Annotated in this window: 17 protein-coding genes; 7 read left to right on the forward strand and 10 right to left on the reverse strand. The window is 71.1% G+C overall.

The genetic code is table 11. From position 1 onward, the window contains the following. The first annotated feature begins 203 nt into the window (after positions 1-203). Entirely contained in the window at positions 204-1,517 is a 1,314-nt protein-coding gene (locus G4D85_RS45630; RefSeq protein ID WP_164020888.1) for an alkaline phosphatase D family protein, read from the forward strand. Positions 1,518-1,557: 40 nt separating this feature from the next. On the opposite strand, the gene G4D85_RS45635 is transcribed toward G4D85_RS45630, so the two are convergent. Beyond that, positions 1,558-2,850, reverse strand: a complete 1,293-nt coding sequence (locus G4D85_RS45635) for a carboxypeptidase-like regulatory domain-containing protein (RefSeq protein ID WP_164020890.1) — start codon at positions 2,848-2,850, stop codon at positions 1,558-1,560. A gap of 163 nt (positions 2,851-3,013) precedes the next feature. On the opposite strand from G4D85_RS45635, the gene G4D85_RS45640 reads away from it, so the two are divergent. Beyond that, a complete protein-coding gene (locus G4D85_RS45640) occupies positions 3,014-4,063 on the forward strand; it encodes a glycoside hydrolase family 43 protein (protein WP_164020892.1) in 1,050 nt (349 codons plus the stop codon). Between the two features lie 21 nt (positions 4,064-4,084). On the opposite strand, the gene G4D85_RS45645 is transcribed toward G4D85_RS45640, so the two are convergent. The 3 genes from G4D85_RS45645 to G4D85_RS45655 form a co-directional block, all read right to left on the reverse strand. Then, the gene (locus tag G4D85_RS45645) at positions 4,085-4,426 is read right to left on the reverse strand and encodes a DUF3703 domain-containing protein (protein ID WP_240359907.1); all 342 of its coding nucleotides are present in this window, start codon (positions 4,424-4,426) and stop codon (positions 4,085-4,087) included. A gap of 76 nt (positions 4,427-4,502) precedes the next feature. Then, positions 4,503-5,279, reverse strand: a complete 777-nt coding sequence (locus G4D85_RS45650) for a helix-turn-helix transcriptional regulator (protein WP_164020896.1) — start codon at positions 5,277-5,279, stop codon at positions 4,503-4,505. Beyond that, on the reverse strand, positions 5,276-6,238 hold the full coding sequence (locus tag G4D85_RS45655; protein ID WP_164020898.1) for a spermidine synthase: 963 nt from the start codon (positions 6,236-6,238) through the stop codon (positions 5,276-5,278). Before G4D85_RS45655 ends, G4D85_RS45650 begins: the two co-directional genes overlap by 4 nt. A gap of 91 nt (positions 6,239-6,329) precedes the next feature. Between G4D85_RS45655 and G4D85_RS45660 the strand changes: the two genes are divergently transcribed. Continuing rightward, positions 6,330-8,453 (forward strand): ATP-binding domain-containing protein, encoded by a 2,124-nt coding sequence (locus G4D85_RS45660; protein ID WP_164020900.1) that lies wholly within the window; start codon positions 6,330-6,332, stop codon positions 8,451-8,453. Here the strand turns inward: G4D85_RS45660 and G4D85_RS45665 are convergent. Together G4D85_RS45665 and G4D85_RS45670 are read right to left on the reverse strand one after the other, a co-directional pair. After that, the gene (locus tag G4D85_RS45665) at positions 8,419-10,119 is read right to left on the reverse strand and encodes a PAS domain-containing sensor histidine kinase (protein ID WP_164020902.1); all 1,701 of its coding nucleotides are present in this window, start codon (positions 10,117-10,119) and stop codon (positions 8,419-8,421) included. The genes G4D85_RS45660 and G4D85_RS45665 overlap by 35 nt on opposite strands. Before the next feature lie 222 nt (positions 10,120-10,341). Beyond that, positions 10,342-10,971: a hypothetical protein gene (locus G4D85_RS45670; RefSeq protein ID WP_240359908.1), complete on the reverse strand. Its 630-nt coding sequence runs from the start codon at positions 10,969-10,971 to the stop codon at positions 10,342-10,344. A 259-nt stretch (positions 10,972-11,230) separates the two neighbouring features. On the opposite strand from G4D85_RS45670, the gene G4D85_RS45675 reads away from it, so the two are divergent. The 3 genes from G4D85_RS45675 (at position 11,231) to G4D85_RS45685 (ending at position 14,295) form a co-directional block, all read left to right on the forward strand. Beyond that, positions 11,231-12,541: a pectin acetylesterase-family hydrolase gene (locus tag G4D85_RS45675; protein ID WP_164020907.1), complete on the forward strand. Its 1,311-nt coding sequence runs from the start codon at positions 11,231-11,233 to the stop codon at positions 12,539-12,541. 124 nt (positions 12,542-12,665) lie between these two features. Then, entirely contained in the window at positions 12,666-13,706 is a 1,041-nt protein-coding gene (locus G4D85_RS45680; protein WP_164020908.1) for a metal-dependent hydrolase, read from the forward strand. A gap of 16 nt (positions 13,707-13,722) precedes the next feature. Then, entirely contained in the window at positions 13,723-14,295 is a 573-nt protein-coding gene (locus G4D85_RS45685) for an RBBP9/YdeN family alpha/beta hydrolase (RefSeq protein WP_240359909.1), read from the forward strand. A gap of 61 nt (positions 14,296-14,356) precedes the next feature. Here G4D85_RS45685 and G4D85_RS45690 read toward each other — a convergent pair whose 3' ends face one another. The 4 genes from G4D85_RS45690 to G4D85_RS45705 all read right to left on the reverse strand — a co-directional run bounded on the left by G4D85_RS45690 (position 14,357) and on the right by G4D85_RS45705 (position 19,633). After that, positions 14,357-15,793, reverse strand: coding sequence for a DUF1552 domain-containing protein (locus tag G4D85_RS45690; protein WP_164020909.1), 1,437 nt, complete (start codon positions 15,791-15,793; stop codon positions 14,357-14,359). Positions 15,794-15,802: 9 nt separating this feature from the next. Then, positions 15,803-17,404, reverse strand: a complete 1,602-nt coding sequence (locus G4D85_RS45695; RefSeq protein WP_164020911.1) for a DUF1592 domain-containing protein — start codon at positions 17,402-17,404, stop codon at positions 15,803-15,805. Between the two features lie 441 nt (positions 17,405-17,845). After that, positions 17,846-18,553 (reverse strand): ribose-5-phosphate isomerase RpiA, encoded by a 708-nt coding sequence (gene rpiA / locus G4D85_RS45700; RefSeq protein ID WP_164020913.1) that lies wholly within the window; start codon positions 18,551-18,553, stop codon positions 17,846-17,848. Positions 18,554-18,880: 327 nt separating this feature from the next. Further along, entirely contained in the window at positions 18,881-19,633 is a 753-nt protein-coding gene (locus G4D85_RS45705) for an outer membrane beta-barrel protein (protein ID WP_164020916.1), read from the reverse strand. Between the two features lie 181 nt (positions 19,634-19,814). On the opposite strand from G4D85_RS45705, the gene G4D85_RS45710 reads away from it, so the two are divergent. Then, on the forward strand, positions 19,815-20,702 hold the full coding sequence (locus G4D85_RS45710; protein WP_164020918.1) for a LysR family transcriptional regulator: 888 nt from the start codon (positions 19,815-19,817) through the stop codon (positions 20,700-20,702). The last annotated feature ends 20 nt before the right edge of the window (positions 20,703-20,722 follow it).

Genomic DNA, 20,722 nt, shown 5'->3' on the forward strand with positions numbered 1-20,722 from the left:
CGGTTTCAATCGCAGGACCGCTGCTGTCCGCCGTGTCTGAAGTTGCCCTGGTTCCGAAGAGGCTGGCCAGGGGGCGGGACAAAAAAGAAGGGATATTTCTTTTTTAAGACGACAGGCAGGGGCGAGCCCTCTCTTGCGCGGGAGAAGACCTCCCCGCGAGCGGCATCCCTCCCGAAGAAGGGGATGCGCTGAGGAAAATGACAATGACAAAGAATTCCGTGCCCGGCGTGCTGCTGGGAGCGTTCGTAGCCATCGGCCTCGTGGTTCCCAGTGTCGCGCACGCCTTCGCCGCGCCCCTCGTGCGCGTCCCCTTCGTGGGCCGTGCCTTCCAGACCGGCGCCAGCATCTGGGTAGGCACCTCGGACTCCTTCGGGGATGCCGCCGGTGAGAAGCTGACCCTGCGCGCCCGGGAGGCGTCCGCCTGTGAGACGTGCTGGGTGTCCACGGTGGAGATGACGGATTCGGGAACCGGAGGCGGCTTCCGCGCGTGGAAGGGCGTCGTCGATGGCCTGAAGCCCAACACCCGGTACCACTATGGAATCTTCGCCTCGGGCTTCACCGGCGAGCGCGGTGGCTTCTATTTCAGGACCGAGCCGAATGGACCGGCGCACTTCAAGGTTGGCGTCGCGTCCTGCATGAACGGCGAGAAGAACCTGAGCCAACCCTCGTTCGACATCCTGCACGAGCAGCTCAACACCGGAGAGGCCAACATCCAGATGCTCGTGGGGGACAACATGTACACGACGCAGACCCCCCCGACGAAGGACCACTACTGGTTCAAGTACTTCCAGCAGCGCAATGTGCCGGAGTTCTCGAACGTCTTCCGCGCCTTCCCGACGTACGCCATCTGGGATGACCATGACTACGGCCCGAACGACGAGGATGGCACCTTCGCCCAGAAGGACATCGCCCGCTCGACGTACGCGGCCCTCTTTCCCCATCCCCCGTTCGTCGGAGACGGCATCCACCACAAGTTCACCTGGGCCGGAGATGGGAGCGGGGCCGGCGGCGTGGAGTTCTTCATGATGGATGACCGCTGGGGACGCGACTGCCCCAGGTCCATGCCCGCGGGGTACTCGCCGAAGATGTACGGCGCGACGCAGTTCACCTGGCTGAAGACCGAGCTGCTGGCCTCGAAGGCGACCTTCAAGGTGATTGTGAATGGCTCCACCCTGGGCAGCGAGTGCTGGGGAAGCCAGCGGGATTCGCTGTTCGACTACATCACCAACAACAAGATTGGCGGGGTGCTCTTCGTGACGGGTGACATCCACCGAAGCCAGGTCACCCAGCGCACGCCCACCGGGGGCTACCCGCTGTGGGAGCTCACCTCATCCGGCATTGGCGTCGGCGCCGACCCGGCCGAATACAGCTTCGGCATCATGGAGTTCAACACGACGCTGGCGGACCCCACCGTCACCCTCAAGGTCATCAACAACCCCCAGAAGCGCTCGAGCATCACCGGAGCGGGCGTCACCGTCTCCACGAAGGTCCTGAAGCGCTCGCAGCTGAAGAACTGAGGACGGCGCCGGCGCCTCCCGGGGCTTTCCCGGGAGGCGCTCAATCGTCCGCGGCGGAGCTCTCCAGCAGCAGCTCCACCTGCGTCGCGGGCACCTGCACCTCCGCGTCTCGCGTCGCATGGCCGAACTTCTCCACCCGCAGCCGCAGGCGTCCCGGGAGCAGGCCTGACAGGGTGAAGCGGCCCTGGACATCCGTGCGGGCACTGCTCACGCTCGTTCCCTCCTCCAGGACGCCCACTTCCGCCTCGGCCACCGGCGCTCCCCGCTCATCCCGGACGCGGCCGGACAGCGTGAGGCCCTCGCGCAGCATCAGCGTGACGGGCACGGCCTCCTCGTCCCACGCTTCCACCGGGAGGGGCTCGGACGTGAGGTAGCCCGGGGCACGCGCCTGCGCGAGGTAGCTGCCCGGGACGAGCCCACCGAACTGGACGTCGCCCCGGGCGTCCGTGCCCTGCTCCCGCACCGTCTCCCCGCGCCCCTCACCCACCAGCGTGAGGGAGACAGACGCTTCCTCCACGGGCGCCCCGCGCGTGCCGTACACCTTCACGGCCACCGCCGCCGCGGGCGACAGGGGCAGCTCCAGCGGCTCGGTCCTCGGCAGCCGGACCTCTCGCGACACGGAGAGGTACCCCGGTCGCTCGACGCGCAAGTCATAGGTATCCTCCGCGAGCTCACGCACCTCGAAGCGCCCATCCGCGCCCGTGCGCACCTCCTCCGCGCCGCCGCGCCCTGGCCCCACGAGCTCAATCCGCGCCCCCTCCAGCCCGAGCCCCTCGGGGCCCAGGATTCGGCCCGCCAGCACGCTCTCCTGCTGCAGCGCGACCTCGACTTGCGTCTCGGCGCCCACGTCCACCGTGACGGTGCGCTGCACGGCCCCATGGCCCGGCGCCCGGACGAGGAGGGCATACGAGCCCGGCAGCAGCGGAGCGGTCCGGAAGTGGCCCACGCCCTCCTCGCGCCAGCGGACCTCCGGTGCGGCGGGAGACTGGACGCTCGCGCCTTCGAGCTCCCGGCCCGAGCGGGCCCCCACCACCCGCACGTGGAGCCCGCCCGCCGGCTCCAGCTCGACGTCGGCTCCCGAGGCGTCCTCGCTCAGCGGCTCGAGCACCCGCTCACCATGGGCCGCCGCGCCGGCATCCCGGGCCCATCCGCTCCGCGTGGTGTGCTCGCTGGCTGTCGGGTCCGGCGCCGAGGAGCCCGAGCCCGTATCGGTGTCAGCAGCCCGCGCCTCCGCGGACGCTCCTCGTCCATCGGAACCCCCGGGCGCGAGGGCGACGCCGAGCAACGCCAGCAGCAGGAGCAATGCACCCCCGGCGACGAGCCCATACCGCATCGACAACCCTCCTTTTTCAACGCGTGCCCACATGCTCCTCGGAGGGCGCGGACCCGCAAGCATCTCAAAGAATATGGAGTTTCATTTTGAGTGAGATTTCGGGGAGGCACTTCCCTCCAAGGGTTTCCATGCACCGCAGCTGACACCCCACCTGGGAGAACCCATGAAGCCACTCAGTCGCCGCGCGTCCAGCGCTGCCGTCGTCCTCGCCGCGTGTCTGGGAAGCGCCATCCCCGCCCTGGCCGCCCCACCCAAGCCAGTCTATGCGCCCACCAACGGGTTCCCCGACCCCTCCGCGGTCAGCGAGAACGGCCAGTTCTACGGCATGGCGACCGGGAGCCTCGTCCCCTCGGCCAGGGGCGACATCGCCTCCGGGCCCTGGACGGCCCAGGGCCCGGCCCTCACCGAGAAGCCCTCCTGGGCCACGGGCGGCGGCATGTGGGCCCCGGACCTCGAGCGAATCAGCGCGAACGCGTGGGTGCTCTACTTCGCCGCACCGGTCGACGGCCTGGGCAGCGGCCAGCGCTGCATTGGAGCGGCCACCGCCAGCACGCCCCTGGGTCCGTTCACCCCCGTCGCCGGCGGGCCGCTGGTCTGCCCGGGGCTGGCCAACACCCCCACCGCGGACGACACCGTCCCGGACCGGCCCATCACGAATGCCGGCGTCATCGACCCGTCCGGCTTCAAGGACAGCGATGGCACGCGCTTCCTGCTCTACAAGACGCAGCAGCTGCCGTCGTCGCTGCGCATCGTCCGCCTCAACGCGGCCGGCACCCACGTGGCCAGCGACGCCACCAGCCGCCAGCTGCTCCGCTCGGACCGAATCGTCGAGAACCCCGTCGTCGTGAAGCGCGGCGGCGCCTACATCCTGTTCGCCTCGCGCGGCCCCTACAACAAGTGCAGCTATGAGACTGTCTGGATGCGGGCCCCCGGCCTGGGCACCAACGCCTTCAACACCGTCACCCAGCACACGCTGCTCACCCCCGGGAGCACGGACGGGGTCTGCGGCCCCGGCGGCGGGGACATCGCGGCGGCGCTCGACGGTGGGCAGCGCATCTTCTTCCACGGCTGGCTGTGCGGCAGCAGCCCCTGCCCATCCGGCTTCGACGCGCAGTCCGACACCGGGGGCCGCCGGGGACTGTACGTCGGCGTGCTGGGCTGGAACTCCAGCAACGACCCGGTCGTCAACCTGTTCCTCAACCCGGGGGACTGACGCGCGCCCGGCCCCCGGCGCTCACGCGTCCAGCAGGGCCCGTAAGTCCTCGGGGATGGGCATGGGCGTGAGGATGCTCACGTTGGCGCCGCCGGTGTTGCCGAGCGGCGCCCGGCCCAGCCACGAGCCCGGCCCGGCGACGAGGATTCTGGCGAGCTGCCCCAGCAGCTCGCGCACGTCGTGGCGCCGCCACCCGAAGCCAAACATCCGGCAGTGCACGCGGACATGCGGGCCCGCATAGGCCTGGCTGAGCACATGGGCCCGCTCGAGGTGGCGCCAGGCACGGGCCACGTCTCCCTGGGACTCGGACTGGTGGGCTTCGCGCAGCTCCGCCTCGAAGGCGGCGCGCAGCTTCGGCTTCATGGGCATGACTTCCTCCCGAGAGGTTGCAGTGCCCTCACCTTCGCGCGGGAGGCAGCCCCGGGCTTGTAAGAACTCGCTACTCCGGAGGCGGGAGGACCCAGTCCACCACGCCGGCGATTTCGGACGGGGCGAGCCCGAAGGTGCGGCGGAAGGCGTGGCTCAGGTGCGCGCTGTCGGTGAAGCCCGCGGCGTGCGCCGCCTGCGTGAGGGTGGCCCCGCGCTGGAGGTGCTCGGCCGCACGCCGCAGGCGCAGCCAGAGGACGTAGGGCCGAAGCGGCAGGCCCACCTCCTCGCCGAAGAGGTGCGACAGGCGCCCGGCCGAGAGCCCCACGCGCGGCGCGAGCGCGGACAGGCGCACGTCCTCCTCCAGCAGCTCCGGCAGGAGGCGCAGCAGCTTCTTCACCGCGGGATGCGCGGGCGGGGCCTGCCCCGCGTCGGCCTGGAGGGCGCGCAGCATGGACTGCTCGAGCGCCTCGGCGTCGGCCCAGCGCCGTGGCAGCGCGGGGAGCCCGTGGGACAGCAGCGGGGCTCCGGTGTGCCGCCAGGCTTCCACGTCCGTGCCGATGGCGAGCGTGCGCAGCTGGCGCCCCACCACGTCATCCGGGTTGACGTGCAGGATGACCCCGGCGGGCGCCATGCTGACCACTGTGTGCTCCACGTCCGGAGGGACGACGGCCGCGTGACAGGGTGCCTCCCGCTGGTGGGCGTCCCGCAAGACGACGGGCTCCCCGAGCGACAGGAGGAGCTGGAAGGTGTGGTGCGCGTGCGGGCGCGTCTCGCCCAGCGGGCCGGCGTAGAGCAGCCGCCGGGGCCCGAAGAAGAGTCGGCCCTTCCAGGCGCTCTGCCTGCTCACGGTGCTGGAGTTGGCGCCGATGCCGGCGTGGGCGATGGTGCGGGTGCGGGTGCGGGTGCGGGTGCGGGTGCGGGTGCCTGCTTGGGCTTCGGGAGGTTCGCGTCCTTCAGCACCGAGCCCCGGGGCTTGCGGCGCGTCGCATCCTCGTAGCCCTCCACCACCAGCTCGCTCAGGTCGAACGGTATCGACTTCGCGCGCTCCAGCTTCTCCGCGCGCGCTTCCAGCGCCGCTCGCGCCTGCGTCTCCGGGCGCGACAGTCCCACGAGGATGCGATTGCCGCTGCCCCGCACGTCGAACGTGTACAGCTGCCGGAAGCCCACGTGCCACGTGTGCACCATGGAGTCGAAGCGCGGGTTGGGTGGAAACTCCCAGACGTTGCCCACCACCGCGCCGTGCTCCGTCAGCCGCGCCCGCACCGCCTTGAGGAACTCCACCGTCGCCAGGTGCTCGGGGATGCTGTCCGGCCCGTACGCGTCCAGGAAGACGAGGTCATACGCCGGGCCCGCCGCTTCCACGAAGCCCCGGCCGTCACCCACGTGCGCGCGCAGGTGCTCGTCCTCGCGGAAGCCGAAGAAGCGCTTCGCCACGTCCACCACGTCCGGGTCGATGTCCACCACGTCGATGTGCGCCCCGGGCACCACCGCCCGCAGGAACATGGGCATCGCCCCACCGCCCAGGCCCACCACCAGGATGCGCTTCGGCTCCGGCACGAAGGCCAGCCCCACCATCGACACGCGCGTGTAGGGCAGCTCCAAATCCAGCGGACGCCCCGGCCGCACCACGCTCTGTAGCGCGCCCGTCTTGTCGAACTGGAGATAGCGCCGGCCCTCGACGTCCTCCGTCACCGAGATGAAGGTGTAGGGCGACTGCTTCTCGTAGAGGACGGTGCGCGGGCTGGAGGCCGAGCATGCCAGCAACGCCAGTACCACCAGCGCCAGTCGAGGGGTGAGGCGCCGCATGTCCGCTCCTGTCGAGTACCCCTAAAGTAGCAACTTTCCGAGGAAGAACAACGGGTTGACCTGCACGCCGTCAGGGTTCACCTTGCCGCGCATGAGCCACGCCCATGGCACCCTTCCGGAGCACGCCCGCGCCGTCATCGCCGAGGAGGAGGCGCTGCTCGCCCGCGTCCAGGCGACGCTGGAGACGGCGCGGCGCAAGGCCAGCGGCGGCGTGGACACCCGGGGCCTGGTCGCCCAGCTCCAGGTGCTCCGCGATGAGGCGGCCAGCGCCTCCGTCGCGGACCTGCCCCACATCTTCACGGAGATGAACCATCTGCGCTCCCTCATGGAGCGCCAGGAGACCGCGCGCCTGCCGGACTCCCAGGCCCCCTATTTCGCGCACCTGCGCCTGGACGGCGCCGCCGGCCCCCGCGACTACCTGCTGGGCCGAACCAGCTTCGCGGACGTGGGCGCCGGCGTGCGCATCATCGACTGGCGCTTCGCCCCCGTGGCCCGCGTCTTCTACTCCTACGAGGAGGGCGACTCGTACGAGGAGTACTTCGGCGAGCAGCTGGCCGAGGGCACCGTGGAGACGCGCCGGCTGGTGGTCATCGAGCGCGGCGTGCTGACACGCATCCTCTCCGGCCCGCTGGTGCTGGAGCGGGCGCAGGACGGCACCTGGCACAGCGTGGGGCTCGACATCGCCACGCTCCAGTCCGGCGGCGCGGGCACGGCCGCGCGGCCCGAGTTCCTCGGCACCGGCAAGGGCGCGCGGCGCAGCGAGGATGCCTTCGGCGTCACCGCCCTCCTGGACGCCGAGCAGTACGAGGCCGTCAGCACCGGGCCGGACCGGCCGTTGCTCGTGCTGGGCAGCGCGGGCAGCGGGAAGACGACGGTGGCCCTGCACCGGCTCGCCAAGATTGCCTTCGACGAGCCCCAGACGTACCCCCAGGCGCGGATGAAGCTCATCGTCCCCGAGGAGGGCCTGGCCCGGCTGTCGCGCCGGCTGCTGGCGCCGCTCGGCCTGGGCGGCGTGGCGGTGCAGACTCGGGACTCCTGGCTGCTGGCCACCGCGCGCCAGGCCTTCAACCTGCCCGGCATCAAGCTGTGGCACGACACGCCGCCGCTGGTGTCGCGACTCAAGCGCCACCCCACCCTGCGGCGCGCGCTGGCCGCCCGCATCGGCGTGCCGAAGACGGCGGCGGGCACGACGCTGGAGCGGCTGCGCACGCGGCTGGCTGACGCGTTCCTGGACCGGCACTTCCTGGACACCGTGGTGAGCGCCGCCCGGGGCGAGCTGCCGCGCACCGCCATCGACGAGACGATGGAGCACACGCGCCTGCAGCACGCCACGCCCCTGTCCAAGGAGCTCAAGGACATCACCGACCCGGACAGGCTCGTCACCGTGGACGGGAAGGCGATTGAGGAGGACACGCCGTACGCCATGGCCGGCACGGTGGACCTGGACGACCTGCCCATCCTCATGTTCCTCAAGGCGCAGCACACCTCGCTGGGCCTGGAGCGGCTGGCGCACGCCGTCCTCGACGAGGCGGAGGACTTCTCCCTCTTCGAGCTGTTCGTCGTGGGGCGGCTGCTGGGCAAGGGCCGCAGCTGCACGCTGGCCGGAGACGAGATGCAGCAGACGGACGCCGGCTTCGCGGGGTGGCCCGCCGTCCTCAACGAGCTGGACATCCGCGACGCCGCCACCTGCCGGCTCCAGGTGTCCTACCGCTGCCCCCAGCCCGTGGTGGAGCTGGCGCGACAGGTGCTCGGCACCCAGGCGCCGGAAGCCTCCGCGCACGCCGGCCGCCCGGGCGCGCCCGTGGGCCTCCACCACTTCCCGGACGAGGCCCAGGCGCAGCTGTTCATCGGCGAGGCGCTGAGGGACCTCGTCGCCCGCGAGCCCCACGCGTCGGTGGGCGTCATCGCCAGCAGCCCCGAGTCCGCCGAGGCCGTCTACCGCGTCGTCGCGGACATGCCGTGGGCCCGCCAGGTGAGCGATGGGGAGTTCACCTTCGAGCCCGGCGTGGACGTCACCGACGTGGGCAGCGTGAAGGGCCTGGAGTTCGACTACGTCATCCTCCCGGACGTGACGGCGCGCGCCTACCCGGTGGACGACGAGTCGCGCCGCCGCCTGCACGTGGCGATTACCCGCACGTCACACCAGCTGTGGGTGGTGTCCTCCGGCGTGCGCTCGCACCTCATGCCGCCTGCTGGCGCGGGAGCTCCACGGTGAACGTCGACCCCTGGCCGGGCGCGCTCTCCACCCGGATGCGGCCCTCCAGCGCGTCGACAATCTGCTTCACAATCCAGAGCCCCAGGCCCAGCCCGCCGTAGTGCCGCTCGCTGGCGAGCCGCTCGAAGCGCTGGAACAGGCGCGTCTGCCCCTGCGGGTCGATGCCCACGCCCTCGTCCCGCACCGACAGCCAGGCGCGCTCGCCGTCGGCGCCCACCCGCACGTCGATGGGCCGCCCCCGGCCGTACTTAATCGCGTTGGACAAGAGGTTCTGGAGCACCTGCTCCAGCCGCAGCCTGTCCCAGTGGCCTGTCACGGGGCCCGGGGCGTCCAGGCGAAGCTCGCACCCCGCCCGCGCCAGGTCCTCCGAGAAGCGCGGCACCATCTCCCGCGCCAGCGCCGCCAGGTCCAGGTCCTCGCGCTCCAGCCGCAGCCGGCCGGCGGTGATGCGGGACACGTCCAGCAGCTCGCGCACCAGGCTCGACAGGCGGGAGAGCTGCCGCTGCACGGCATGCACCTTCGTGGCGAGCGCCTCTGGAGGGGAGCCGCCCGTGGCACGCGGCTCCAAGTCCCGTCGCAGGGCCTGGACGTTGAGGGTGAGCGAGGTGAGCGGCGTGTTCAGCTCGTGGGAGGCGACGGAGAGGAAGGTGTCCCGCGCGCGGATGGCGTCCTGCGCCTCCGTGTAGAGCCGGCCGTTGTCCAGCGACGCGGCCGCGCGCCGGGCCAGGTCCTCCGCGAGCCGCACGTCCGCCTGCGTGTACCGCCGCGCGGACTCGGTGTTCACCAGCGAGAGCGCCCCGAGCACCCTGCCGCGGCTGATCAACGGCACGGAGATGTACGAGCGGACGCTCAGCTCCCGCGTGGCCTGGAGCCGCTCCGCGTCATGCGCGAGCGCCTGCTCGAGGAGCTCGGGCGACACCTCCGGGGTGAACTCGGTGACGCCGTCGCGCAGCACCCTGCCGATGCCGGCCGCGTCGTCCATGCGGATGGGGTAGCGGGCGTGGAAGGCGTGGGTGCGCTCCACCATGCTCTGCCGGACGTGGGCCACCGCCACGCGCCGCACCTGCCCGTCGGGCCCGGGCACGTCCACGGCGCACCCATCCGCCAGGGTGGGGATGGCGAGGTGGGCCATGCGCTCGAGAATCTGGTCCTGCTCCAGCGACGACGCCAGCACGGCGCTGGCCTGCGCCAGGAAGGCCGCGTGGCGCTGGGCGCGGCGCGTCTCGTCATAGAGGCCCCGGAGCGTCGCCTCCTGCTTCTTCTCGGCGGTGATTTCCCGGGAGAAGACGTAGATGCGGCCGTGGCCCCGGAAGAGCCGCTTCACGAACCAGCGCTCCCGCACCACGAAGTGGCACTCGAACTCCTCCGAGACGCCCGTCTCCAGCACCCGGCGGAAGCGCTCCTGGACCGAGCCCACCAGCGTGTCCGGGAACAGCTCCCACAGCACACAGCCCAGCACGTCCGCCCTCGGCCTGCCGAAGGCCCGCTCCATGGCCGGGTTGACGTAGAGGCACACCGCGTCCGGCGCACAGACGGCGACGCTCTCCGGCAGCTGGTCGAGGAGGACGGTGTCGATGCCCGCCAGGTCCGGCCCACGGGGGTCGGCACTGGCAAAGCCCTGTCCGGTCAAGGGTTGTTCCACGCGGTCGAGGAGGGTGCGGGCCACGGAAGTCGTTTCCAACGCTTAACATTTCCCTCCCATGCGCCCCACTCCAGCCAGCCGGGCGACTGCTCGACACCCAACACTCAGGCGCGAGGCCGGGCGGAGGGGCGAGCGGGCGGGCGCCCGGGCTCCGGCAGGCAGGCGGCGGACGCCGGGGGTGCGAGCCGGACGCGGCACCCGCGCCAGGCCCCGGCCCGGGAGGGGGCCCCGCCGCCGTGGAGAAGCTCAGGGCTGCTGCTGGCCCTGGCGCCAGGCCTCGCGGCGCTGTGCCTGCTCCTCCCGGCGGGTCAGCGCCTCCTGCTCCTGGCGCGGCAGCTCCGACAGCTTGGTGCGGTGCATGTCGAGGCTCAGCTCGTACAGGCCCCGCTCCTGCTCGGGGAGCTGGTCCCCGTAGTCCGCCAGCACCGTGCTCGCGAACACCATGAGGTCCTCCGACACCTGGCGCCGGTGCGCGTAGTACTGGCGGACTTCCTCCTCGGTGGCCATGCCCGACAGCACCTTGCCGTAGAGGTCATTCCAGCGCCGCGTGTCCTCGTCGCGCCGCTTCAGCACCTCCGGGTCCTGCGTGGGCGCGCCCAGGGACCAGTAGAGGTTGTCCGGCAGCTTCGCGCGCAGCGCCGTGAGGTCCACGGGGTGCAATTGGGGCGCCTCGTCGTCCGGAGAGGACGGCGGCTGCGGCAGGAGGCCCGTGCCGCTGCTCCCCACCCCGGGGGTGGGCGCGGCGGGAGTGGGCGGGGGCGCACCGGCCGGGAGGGCCGCCACCGGGGCCGCGGGCGCGGCGGTGGGGGCGGGCGAGAGTGGGGCCGACGGCTCCGGGTTCCGGAAGAGCACGGCGAGGAGGACGGCAAGTCCCACGAGGACTCCCGTCGCGACAACCCACGGGAGGCCCTTCCACCGAGCGTTCGCAGCCATGCCGTTCCGAATATCGCGCGTCGCGCGCGCCTGGCAACCCGGCTTCTTGCCGCGACGCCCGGCGACTCAGGCGTGGCTGCGCTTGCCGCAATGCATCACAAACCGGCGCCCCCCATGAAACATGAACTCGGCACAAAGCCCCTGACACTCTTGCAATTGCATTGTATAGACAGGGATTCCCACCAAACCCGGAGGTTCCTGAATGAAGCGCCTACTCCTGGCCTGTCTCATGGCCGCAGCGCTGGTACCTGGCATGGCTCGCGCGGAGGTCATCGTCTCCTCCATCGTCAGCGTGCTCGTGGACGGAGGTAACAACTACAACTGGCAGAAGGTGGAGCTCCCCGGGACGAAGTGCGGCAACGGCTCCCAGTACAAGTTCTACGTCCACCGCACCGGCTCGCCCAACCTGCTGTTCCTGCTGGAGGGCGGCGGCGCGTGCTGGGACTTCGAGACGTGCAGCGGGCGCGCGGGCGTGCTGGGCGCGGCCAACCCGAACGGCATCAGCGACGACTACATCACCCAGTTCACGGCGAAGTACGTGTCGCCGCTCGTCAACGGCGCCGACCCGGGCCTGCCGGGCCGCAGCCGCAAGGACCTGGCCACCAAGGACTGGAACATCGTCTACATGCCGTACTGCACGGGTGACGTGCACATCGGCAACAACGTGGCGACGTACACGGACACGACGGGGCAGAACCCGCCGCTGACGTGGCACCACTCCGGCTACACCAACACCATGGCGGCGGCCAACTGGACGCGCACCCAGTTCCCCAACGTCCAGAAGTTCCTGATGACGGGCTACAGCGCGGGCGGCACGGCGACGTCGGCCGGCTACTACTTCGTGCGCAAGGCCATCAACCCGGCCCGCGGCTACCTGCTGAATGACTCGGGCCCCATCTTCCTGGCGCCGAACGCCACGTACCGCTCGCGCTCGCTGCACGACAAGATTCGCCAGTCGTGGAACCTGAACTCGGTCTTCTCGCTGCTGCCGGCCACGTTCAACCAGAACGACTTCGGCACCATCAACCGCATGGTGGCGCAGGAGTTCCCGAACGACCAGCTCGCGTACACGGGCTACACGCGCGACTACAACTACTCGCGCTTCTCCTATGACCGCTTCCACACGCCCAACGACGAGGAGTCCGTGCACGGCTACTGGAAGCAGGACCAGGACCGGCTCGTGCAGGAGCTGAACCTCTACAACAACTTCAGCTACTTCATCCCGCACCACCGGGCCATCAACTCCAGCCACTGCAGCACCATCATCACCTTCATCGGTGCGCACGCCTGCCAGAAGATGGAGAAGAAGCGGTACTGGTACGAGTACCTCGAGTTCCCCTTCACCCAGACGTACAAGTGCTACAGCGAGTTCGTCGGCATGGACACGTTCCTCTCGCGGTGGATCAACGAGAACCAGCGCGTCCGCGTCTACGAGCCGACCAACTGGTACAACAACGAGGACCCCGGCATGCAGATTGTCGCGCCCCTCATCAACGGCGCGCTGGGCGGGTAGTCCCCGGTCGCACGACTGAAAGTCCCAGCGGGACGCCAGGCACGGTGCCGGGCGTCCCGCTTCGTCGTTTCAGGGGCTGGCCCTGGCGTTGCCCGTGGCGGGACGGTAGACGGAAGGCCACGCCATGGACAACCTCACCCACGGGCTGCTGGGGCTCGCCCTCGGCGCGCTGCGCAGGCCCGACGCGCCCCCGGGAGGGCGCACCTCGCCCACGGACCGCGCCGTGCTGCTGGGCGCCGTGCTCGCCTCGGAGCTGCCGGACCTGGACACGCTGCTGGCGCGCGGGGACGCGGTGACGGTGGCCCTCCAAGCCCACCGGGGCCTGTCCCACTCGCTCCTCTTCAGCCCGGTGGTGGCGCTCGGCGCCACGCTGGCCGCGTGCGCCGTCTTCCGGGGCGCCAGGCCCCGTCCCGTCCTCGCCGCCAGCCTGGCCTCCGTCCTCGGCGCGCACCTGCTGCCAGACTTGTGGACGGGCTGGGGGACGCGGCTGCTGCTGCCCTTCTCCGACGTCCGCCTCAGTCTCGATTGGACGATGGTGGTGGACCCGTGGGTGACGCTGCCGCTGCTGGCCGGGGCCCTGGTGGCCTGGCGGCGGCGCGCGGCGTGGCGCCGGGCGCTGCTCGTGGGCCTGGCGTGCTCGGTGGCCTACGTGGGGGCACGCGTGGTGTCCTGGGGCGTGCTGACGCGACGGGTGGAGGCCACCTACGCGTCGGCGGTGTCCGTGCGCGTCTTCCCCCTGCCCTTCTCCGTGGGCACCTGGCGGTACGTGGCCACCCTGCCCGGCGGGGTGCTCGCCGCGGGCGAGGTGCCCCTGGCCGGCGCGCCGCGTGAGGCACGCCGCGTGGACGCCTCGGTGGACGCGCTCCCCCAGGAGTTGCGCGAGGTGGGCCCCGTGCGCGAGGCGCTCGCCTGGGCCCGCTTCCCCGTCGTCACGGTGGCCCCCTTCGACGGGGGCCGCGAGGTGCGCATCTCCGACCTGCGCTACCACCTGCGTGGCGAGCCCACGCTGGGCTTCGTCATCCGCCTGGACGCGGGCAACCGTGTCACGGAGGCACGGCTGGAGCGCGGGGGCAGCGCGAGCGAGCTGCTGCGCCGGTGGCGGGGCGGCTCGGCCGGGCCCACCCGCGAGGACGGCGGGGACGCGGGAGCCAGCGGCGTCCCCTGAGGGCGGTGGAGTCCCCATGGGCCATGGCATCCTGCGCGCCATGTCCGCGCCCCTGCTCATCGTCCCCGGCTACAGCAACTCGGGCCCCCGCCACTGGCAGAGCCACTGGGAGCGGCTCCTGCCCGGCGCCCTGCGCGTCCGGATGCCCGACTGGGACGCTCCGGAGCTGGAGGCGTGGGTGGCCTCGCTCGACGCGGCCATCGCCGCGTGCGGGGAGCCCCCCGTGCTGGTGACGCACTCGCTGGGCGGGACGACGGCGGCGCACTGGGCGGCACGGCACCGCCGGCCCGTGCGCGGCGCGCTCCTCGTGGCGCCTCCGGACCTGGAGCACCCGGACGTGCCCGCGCCCATCCTCGGCTTCGCGCCCACGCCGCGCCAGCGCCTTCCCTTCCCCTCCATCCTCGTGGCCTCGCGGGATGACCCGTACGCCACCTTCGAGCGCAGCGAGGCCCTGGCACGAGACTGGGGCAGCCGGCTGGAGGACGCGGGCCCCGCGGGCCACATCAACTCCGACTCCGGCCTGGGCGACTGGCCCCGGGGACAGGCCCTGTTGGACTCGCTGCTCCAGCCCTCCGGGAGCTGGAAATGACACGGCCCCGGGAGAGGAGTCGCTCCTCCCACCGGGGCCATGACGACAGACGCGACTTCGCTCAGGTCAGCCCGGCCAGCGGACCGGTGTAGTCCGGGTGGCCGAAGGTATTCACATTCACCCCGAAGGCCTGGGCGATGGAGACCAGCAGCTTGTTGTGGGCGATGGCCCCCGGCAGCGGAGTGCCCGGGCCAGTCCAGCCGGAGAGCGGGTTGGAGCCCGCCGGGCGCGCGTGGAGGAAGCGCCCCATGCGGAACCTGCCGCCCGCGCCACCGGCCAGCACCGTGGGGACGCGCACATTCATGTGGCCCGCGGCGTCGCCCAACTCGTTGCCCCAGAGGATGAGCGTGTTGTCCAGCGCGGTGCCGCTGCCCTCCTGCACCGAGGCCAGCTGCGTCATGAGGTACGCCACCTGCTCGGCGTACCAGCGCTGCACCGTCACCATCTTCGTGCGGATCTGCGTGCGCAGCGGCTCGGTGGTGACGTCCAGTCGGTGCGCCAGGTCGTTGTGCACGTCCTCGTTGATCTGCAGCCACGGCATGGACGGGCCCGGAATGGTCAGCGTCACCACCCGCGTCAAGTCACACGCGAAGGCACGGACGATGAGGTCCAGGTGCAGCCGTGTCAGCTCGGGCATGCGGTTGAGGTTGCCCAGCTGGTCCAGGCCATAGGCCGGCGGCACCACGCCACCCGCGCAGGCGGACTCGGAGGGCACCGGCGTGGGCGTGGGGTTGGGCGAGGTGCTCAGCGAGCCGATGCGCCGCTCGATGTCCGCGAGCGCCGCCAGGTGCGACTCCAGCTTCTGGCGCTCATCGGCCGCGAGCCTGTCGCGAAGGCGGTTGGCGTCCTTGACGAGGAAGTTGAGCAGGCTCCTGCGACGGGCGATGGCCTTGTCGGCCTCGGCCGGGTCCGCGGCGGGCGGGGGCGCGTTGCCGAAGAGGCGCTGGTAGACGGCGGCCGGGTCCCGCTCGAAGGGCACGCGGGAGCCGTTCCCCGTGAAGCTGATGCTGTTGTAGACGTGCTGGCCACCGAACTGCTCCCACGCGTTGAGCTGGAGGGAGCGGAACCGCGTGGTGCCGCCAATGGCGTTGCCCAGCACCTGGTCCAGCGAGGCGCTGTCCGGCAGGTCGTCACCGCTGGAGGTGTTGACCTTGCTGCCGGTGAGGAAGGTGACGGGCGCGCCCTCGTGGCCTGTCAGGCCGTGCTCGTACAGCACCCGGTAGTCGATGCCGTTGAGCACCAGCAGCTTGGAGCGGTGCGGCTGGAGCGGGAGCAGCATGGAGTTGGGGAAGTCGAGCGTGAAGTCCGTCTCGCCACCCTGCGGGTTCCAGAACTCCGGAAGGCACCCGTGGGGCGTGAAGATGGCGATGAAGCGCAGCGGGGGCGCGGTGGTCTGCGCGTGCGCGTCGGAGGTGCCGAGCAGGTTGGCCAGCGGGAGCGCCGCGGCCGAGCCACCCATCAGCTGAAGCAGGTTTCGTCGGGAGAGTTGGCGGAGCATGGTCGCGACTCAGGGAGAGAGGGTACGCCGGTGGGTGAAGTAGGGGGAGCGCACGAGGCTGACGAGCGCGTCTCCCAGCTGGAGCCTCGGGTTCGCCTTGAAGGCGGTCCGCATCTCGGTGAGCAGCTGCTCGTCGACGGTGTCCTCTTCACGTCCCATGGCGTAGCGGAAGATCTGGAGGGGCACGCAGTTGGCCACGTCCTCGCTGCTGGCGAGGAAGCGGGCCAGGTCGCCGCCTCCGGTGAAGGTGAAGGTGCCGGCGGAGTGCTCCACCGCGCCGCTGGCGTCGACGGCGAGGCCGTTCTCCGTCGTGCGGTGCTTGCCCAGGCCGTCGAAGTTCTCGAAGCCGAAGCCGATGGGGTCCAGCGTGCGGTGGCAGCCGGCGCAGGCGGGGTTGTTGGTGTGGGCCGCGAAGCGCGCGCGGGTGGTGGCGTCCGGCGCGGGCGCGGGGGGGATGATGACGACGGTGGCCGGCGGAGGCGGCACCTCGCGGCACAGCAGGCGGGTGAGGACGAACTTGCCGCGGCGGATGGGCGAGCTGGAGTCGAAGAGCGCGTACGTGGCCAGCACGCTGGCCTGGGTGAGGATGCCCGCGCGCTCGGGCGGCAGCGGCACCTTGCCCAGCGCTCCGTTGGGCGTGGTCGTCGTCCCGTAGAACGCCGACATGCGGCCGTCCGCGAAGGTGTAGTTCGCGCCCAGCAGCTCCTTGACGGAGCCGCCCTCGTTGGCAATCACGTGGTCGATGAAGGCCCGCGTCTCGCCCTGGCTGGAGTCCTTGAAGGCCGCGCTGAAGTTGGGGAAGACCTGGTTGTTCTTGTTGAGGTTGGCCAGGCCGGTGAGGCCGAGCCACTCGCGGATGAAGTGGTGGAGGCGCTTCTGGGCGGCCGGAGTGGCCAGCAGCCGGCGCGCATGCGCCTCGCGCTGGTCCGCCGTCTTGAGCTCACCGGCCACCGCGGCGGCGAGCAGCTCGGCGTCCGGAGGGCCAGCGGTGATGGCGAAGGACAGCGCCGAGGCGACCTCGTGCTGCGTCAGCCGCACCACCTGGTTGGCGCCCTCACCAGGCTCACCCAGCTCCGTGCGGTACATGAAGGAGGCGGAGGAGAAGATGCCGTGGAGGAAGATGCGCTGCGCGGTCTGCGGGTCCGCGGTGGTCCGGGCCTCGCGCCAGAAGGCGAGCAGCTCCGCGCGGTCCTCCGCCGTGAGCGGCCGGCGGAAGGCGCGGCTGGCCGTGTCGAGCAGGATGTCCGTCGTGCACGTCTCCTCGTTCGGGCCGGCCGGGCACTGATTGCCGATGGCCAGCTTGCGCTTGACGACCTCGGCCGCGTTGAGCGCGGCGTTGTCCAGCTGGTCCGCCAGCAGCGACGTCACCTGGAGCCGGTCGTGCGTGCTGAAGCCAAGGATGGTGTCCTCGGGCGCGAGGCCCTGGCCCAGTGTCAGCTGAGCATCGCCGAAGATGGCACTGAGGCTGTTGTCGTACTCCACCCGGGTCAGTCGCCGCACGCGCGCCGGTGAGGCATCCGAGACTTCCGGAGGCTCCTTCGCGGTGATGTCGCCGGAGCAGGATGCGGCCAGCAGCAGGGCCGCGGGAACGCAGAAACGAACGATTCGCATACGAAAGGCACCCTCGTACCAGCGACTCCCGGAAAAACCCCCTCTGGAGCGCCAGCGCATTGACAACTGTAACCGCTCACCCTGTCGAGGTCGGTGAGGTTTTCATGAACGCGAGCGATGGCCTCGCGCTTTGCAGCCACACTGACGCATTTCATCCTCGCGGACAGGCAACGAGAGACTTTGTTCCAAGAGTCCTTGGATTGCAGTTCTCCCAAACCCCACAGCCACCCACGTCCACCCCAAGTGGAAGCAGGAGAGCCACCTGCGCACCGCACCGATGCGCGAGAAGGTACCACCCGACTCCGCGCGGCCGGATTCACGCGATGTGCCTCTCGGGCGCACGTGACGTGCAGGCGCAGGCTCCCGGCTCGTGGGGCAGGGAGGCGAGCACGCACGGGGATTCGAGGCCTTCCGCCGGAGCGCGCGCCAAGAGCGCTCGCGTCAGAGGGCGCGGTGTTCCACGCCGTGAGGGCCGGCCACCACGAGGTCCGTCGTCAGGCCGAGGAAGAGGCCATGGCCCACCACGCCCGCGCGCAAGCCCAGGCGCACGGCCAGCGCCTCCGGCGCTTCAATGGGGCCGAAGCCACAGTCGAGCACGAGGTTCCCCTGGTCCGTGAGGAAGGGCTCGCCCGCCGCGTCCCGCCGCGGGGTGACGCGCGCGCCGAGCGACTCCAGGAAGAGCGCCTGCGAGCGCCAGCCGAAGGGAAGGACTTCCACCGGCAGCGCCCAGCGGGTGCCGAGCCGTGGCGACAGCTTGGCCGAGTCCACCACGATGACCACGCGCCGGCTGGCCTGCGCGACGACCTTCTCGCGCAGCAGCGCGCCTCCCCCACCCTTGATGAGCGACAGGTCCGGAGCCACCTCGTCCGCGCCGTCCACCGTGACGTCCAGCACGGGGTGCTCCTCCAGCGTGGTGAGGGGCACTCCCAGCTCCCGTGCCAGAGCCTCCGTCTGGCGTGACGTGGGCACGCCCCGCACGTCCGTGAGCCGCCCCAACGCGCGCAGCTCCGCCAGCCGCTGGACGGCGAAGGCGGCGGTGCTGCCCGTGCCCAGCCCCACCACCATGCCGTCGCGGAAGAACGCATCCACCGCCCACGCGGCGGCCTCGCGCTTGTAACGGGCGGTGTCGCCGGCTTCGGAGGGGGCCATGTCGCTCAAGCTACACCTCGGCGCGAAGGCAGGCTTGCCGTGAGGACGGGTCGGGCGGAGGGCCCGGCAACCGGCTGGAACCCCTGCGGGCGTGCGAGGTTTCACCCGCCGGGCCTGGCAGCGCGACAGGGCCGGGAAGCCAAGCCGGAGGCCACCCTGAGAGCCTTGCAAGTGGATTGCGATACGGGGCGCCTGGAACCGGAAGCCGCGGGGCGACATGACCGCCCGGGCACCGCCATTTCCGAGCCCCGATTCGTGGCGCGGAGCGAGAGCTCCGTGTCACCCCAGGGCCGCGCACAGCAGCGCGGCCCCGGGCGGGACAACCGACTACAGGTTGAAGGTGCCGCGAACGCCCAGGATGATGAGGCCGTACGGGCCGTCATCCACGGCGGGCACGCCCGACGTGGCGGTGGTGCCACCGAGCTGGGCAGGCAGGGTCACCGTCTGGGTGCCGGCGCGCACGGTGTTGCGGGCGTAGGTGCCGGTGAGGTACGGGCCGAAGGACAGGGAGTTGCTCAGCCGCCACTTGCCGCCGACGGTGGCATTCACGTACTCCGGGCCGCGGAACGTGCTCTCGATGTCCACGTCCGCGTTGAGGCCGGGGACAGGCGTGGGGGACTGGCCCTCGACTTTGCTCGTCAGGGTGACGAAGCCGAAGCCGATGCCCACGAAGGGGTCGAACGAGGCCTCGGGCGAGAAGTGGTACTGCACCTGGGGACCGACGCGAATCGAGCTGGTGGTGCAGTCGAAGCCCTCGGGGCAGGAGTAGGGGTTGGTCTTGGTCAGGATGTGCGTGTACTGACCGAAGGCCCCGATGAACCAGTTGGGGCTGGCGCGGTAACCGGCCTCCAACAGGAACGCGACACCGCCGTTGGCGCCGTCGCTGAGCTTCACATCGCCCACCGTGCCGTCGGCCCTCGGGCCATTCTTGTAGACGTAGCCGGCGCCGGCCTGGAAGCCGAGCCCCACGGTGAACTCCAGCCCACTCCTGACGCTGGAGCTCGTCGCCTCTTGCGCCATGGCAGCCGAGGACACAAGCGTGGTCACTACCGCAAGGGCTCTATACAGCCTTCCCGTCATATAACCCCTCCCTACAAGTGAGCTTTCACTCTATGACGGCCCGCACCACGCATGTAAGGCGCGCTGCGTCGAGAACGTGCGCGGTCGCTCCCGACCTGGGAACTCACGAAGTCCCGGGCCGCCCCAAAGGGTGGTGCACCAAGCAATGCCTCCCGCAGTCAGGGGATTAGACAATGTTCCCATGAACGTCACCCTGGAGCAGGCCCGTGCCCTGGACGCCCTCGCCCGCCATGGCACCTTCGCGGCCGCGGCGGAGGCCCTGCACAAGGGACACACCGCGGTGCTGTACGCGCTGCGCACGCTGGAGGAGCAGACGGAGCTGACGCTGTTGGATCGGCGCGGCTACCGCACGCGGCTGACGCCCGCGGGCGAGCGCGTGCTGGAGCACTGCCGCAAGCTGCTGGCCGCGGAGCGGGAGCTGGAGGCCGCGTGCGCGGAGATTCGCACCGGCTGGGAGCCCACGCTGCGCATCGTCTTCGACGGCGTCTTCCCCGCCGTGCCGTTGCTGCGGGTGGTGAAGGAGCTGCGCGCGGAAGGGGCCAGCACGCGCTTCCACGTGTCCGCGGAGTTCCTCGCTGGCGTGGAGGCAGCCTTCGTGCGCGATGAGGCGGACCTGATGGTGTCCGTGCTGCCACCCACGATTCCAGGCCTGCGCACCTACCGGCTGCCGGAGCTGAAGACGGTGCTGGTGGCCCACCGCGGGCACCCGCTGGCGCGGCGGCGCGGGCCCCTGAAGGACGAGGAGCTGGCCGAGCACCTCCTGCTCACCGTGCGCGGCTCGGACCCCCGGCTGCAGCTCAGCACCGTCTCACTGGAGAGCCGCTCCTCGGTGCTCCTCAACGACTTCGCCGCGAAGAAGGCCGCCATCCTCGAGGGGCTGGGCTTCGGATGGCTGCCGGAGCACCTGGCCACCCGCGAGCTGCGGCGGGGAGAACTCAAGGCGCTGAAGGTGGCCCGGGGCGCCACGCACTCGCTCCAGCCGCAGCTCCACCACCGCGCCACCGTGAAGCCGGGCCGCGCCGCCCGCCGCGTGGTGCAGGCCCTCACGGGGGCGAAGCAGGAAGAGTGAGGGCCGGACTCGCGGGCCCG

The sequence above is a fragment of the Pyxidicoccus trucidator genome, assembly GCF_010894435.1.
Lineage (GTDB): Bacteria > Myxococcota > Myxococcia > Myxococcales > Myxococcaceae > Myxococcus > Myxococcus trucidator.